Source organism: Pseudomonas sp. BS-2016 (assembly GCF_001806145.1).
In the GTDB taxonomy this organism is placed as follows: domain Bacteria; phylum Pseudomonadota; class Gammaproteobacteria; order Pseudomonadales; family Pseudomonadaceae; genus Aquipseudomonas; species Aquipseudomonas lundensis.
On the sequence record NZ_MLCT01000184.1, the window covers coordinates 1 to 1,998 of the forward strand.

Below are 1,998 nucleotides of genomic sequence, written 5' to 3' on the forward strand. Positions count from 1 at the left end.
GCCTGAGCTACCAGAGCGTCGGCATGCCGCTCAACTTCGCCCAGACCCTGCAACGGCGCAAGCCGGTCGAGGTACCAGATGCCGAACGCTTCGCCCTGGAACTGGCGAACCTCGGCGTCTCGGTACGCCTGACCCTGCACTGGCAAAACAAGGACTACTGGGTGCTGGTGCGCCAACGCCGCCAGGACCGTGGCGATGTGGTGCTCAAGCTGATCTCCGGCTACGTCCCGGCCCATGAACTGAACCTGCCGCTGCACACCGCCATCCAGGAAATTGCCGAAGAGTGCCTGCTCGAAACCCCCGAAGGCTGGCTCGGCGGGCGCTTCAACGACACCTGGCTGCCGGCGCCCTACTCCGCCGCCCTGCATTACCGCGAGGCCCTACCGTTTCGGCTCAGCCCCTTGTCCGGCGCCGCACGCCCGGTACGCTGCGCCACCATGCAACTGATCGAGCGCCCACGGGCCTATGTGCACCTGCCGACCGCCTCGCTGCAATTGATTTATGACCTGCGCCTGGAAGTGCCGAAGGAAGCCAAGTCCCTCAGCTTGTTTCATGTGGATGAGCGTTTGGAGGGTGACCAACTGGTGGCGCGCCTGGACCGTCAGCGCCCGGACCTGTACTTGATGCCGCTCAAAGATGGCGAGCCACTGGCAGAGTTGTACACGGTCAAGAAAGACCAACTGTACCCGGCCAGCACGCGCGGCCTCTATCTGGCGGAAAGTTTTGCCCAGCAAGAAGGCTGGCTGGTGCGCGATGAGCGGATTCGCTGGAAGGATTGGCTCAGGCAGCAGGGCCTGGCAGAACCGGAAAAAGACTCGAAGCTCAAGCGCTTGACCGGCAAGGCACGGCAGATGCTGCGCAAGATCGTGCCGAAGAAAAGCTAGGGGCGAGCAGGCTCGCCCCACGGGGTATCACTCGTTGTTGCGGATCTTCTCGACAATCGCAGTGGTGGAGCTGTTTTCAACCAACCCCAGCACTTTGACCGTGCCGCCGTAGGCGCTGACGATGTCCGCACCGACTACCTGATCGACAGTGTAGTCACCACCCTTGACCAGCACGTCGGGCTTGACCTGGGCCAACAGGTTTTCCGGGGTGCCTTCGGAGAAGCTGATCACCCAGTCCACCGCGCCCAGGCCCGCGAGTACCGCCATGCGCCGGTCAACACTGTTGATCGGGCGGCCAGGACCTTTCAAGCGGCTGACCGAAGCGTCATCGTTGACCGCAACGATCAAGCGATCGCCTTGGGCGCTTGCCTGCTCCAGGTACGTCACATGCCCGGCGTGCAGGATGTCAAAGCAGCCGTTGGTGAACACAATGCTTTCGTTGTGAGCTCGAGCATCGTCAATTGCCAGCAGCAACTGCTCCAGGCCCAGCACACCGCGCTCCGAGCCTTCGGAACGCTGGATCGCACGGCGCAACTCAGGTGCGCTGATGGCTGCAGTACCCAGCTTGCCCACCACAATGCCCGCGGCCAGGTTAGCCAAGGCCACGGCGTGGGGCAGTTCCTCGCCAGCCGCGATAGACGCAGCCAGAGTAGAGATTACCGTGTCACCGGCGCCCGTAACGTCAAACACTTCACGGGCACGCGCCGGCAGGTGCATCGCCGGGTGACCCGGACGCAACAGGGTCATACCGTGCTCGCCACGGGTCACCAGCAAGGCGCCCAAGTCGAGATCGGCCATCAGCGCCGCGCCCTTGCTCACCAGTTCGTGCTCATCAGCGCAACCGCCGACGATGGTTTCGAACTCACTGAGGTTGGGCGTGAGCAGGCTGGCGCCTCGGTAAACCGAGAAGTCCTTGCCCTTGGGATCGGCCAACACCGGAATGTTGCGAGCCTTGGCGGCCTGGATCAACACCTGGTGATTCTGCAAGGCGCCTTTGCCGTAGTCGGACAACACCAGCACCTTGATACCGTCGAGCAGCGCGTCGACCTGGTCGCCGAGGGCCAGGGCATCGGTGGCGAAGGGTTCTTCGAAATCGATACGCAGCAACTGCTGG

At 63.1% G+C, this 1,998-nt stretch carries 2 protein-coding genes; one reads left to right on the plus strand and one right to left on the minus strand.

From position 1 onward, the window contains the following. A partial coding sequence (locus BKD70_RS23575; RefSeq protein WP_070415504.1) for a metal ABC transporter ATPase occupies positions 1-884 on the plus strand: 884 nt, incomplete at its 5' end. Positions 885-911: 27 nt separating this feature from the next. Here BKD70_RS23575 and hldE read toward each other — a convergent pair. Beyond that, positions 912-1,998 (minus strand): bifunctional D-glycero-beta-D-manno-heptose-7-phosphate kinase/D-glycero-beta-D-manno-heptose 1-phosphate adenylyltransferase HldE (gene hldE, locus BKD70_RS23580; RefSeq protein WP_070415505.1); only part of this gene is annotated, 1,087 nt, incomplete at its 5' end.